At 63.3% G+C, this 532-nt stretch carries 1 protein-coding gene; it reads right to left on the reverse strand.

Annotated elements, in window-relative coordinates; translation table 11 throughout:
* The coding region (locus GXW76_RS25535; RefSeq protein WP_211864943.1) for a hypothetical protein at positions 1 to 503 on the reverse strand (503 nt) is incomplete at its 3' end.
* Between the last annotated feature and the right edge of the window lie 29 nt (positions 504 to 532).

Consider the following 532-nt stretch of genomic DNA (forward strand, 5'->3'; position numbering starts at 1 on the left):
AGGTGGAAGCTCTTCCGCTGCACCCAGCGGAAGCCCTCATGCTTCGTGATGGTCGCAATCTCGACCGCTCCGCCAACGGATTTCGGCAGGAAGACGGCGAAGCGGACAAAGCCGATCGTCGTCTCGACCAGGAACCGCGCGAGGTCGATCGCGTCCTGGATCGGCATCGCCGGGACGGTGAGCGTCGCATACAGATCCTTGACCAGTCTCTTCTGAAGGTCGGCTGCCTGCTGCGGCGCCATGCCATGGCGTATCAGGACGGCGTCGATGTCGAAGCCGATACCCAGGATGAGCCGATTCAAGGCTTCGTACTGTCCGTCCCACAGCACGCCGAAGCCGTTCTCGTCCATGACGCGCCTCGGCGGTGGGCAAGCATGCTGCGTCAGGTTGACTTCCCAGATCTCGGCCAGGGGGCGACCGGCGGAGTAGCCGCAGACCCGCAGCTGGATGTTCGTCGGATCCGCACAGACCGCGGCCTTCTCCTCGAAGAGAAAGCTGCGCAAGCGGTCTGCGACCTGTTCAACCGTATAGG

The organism is Neoroseomonas soli, from assembly GCF_018129065.1.
In the GTDB taxonomy this organism is placed as follows: Bacteria; Pseudomonadota; Alphaproteobacteria; order Acetobacterales; family Acetobacteraceae; genus Neoroseomonas; species Neoroseomonas soli.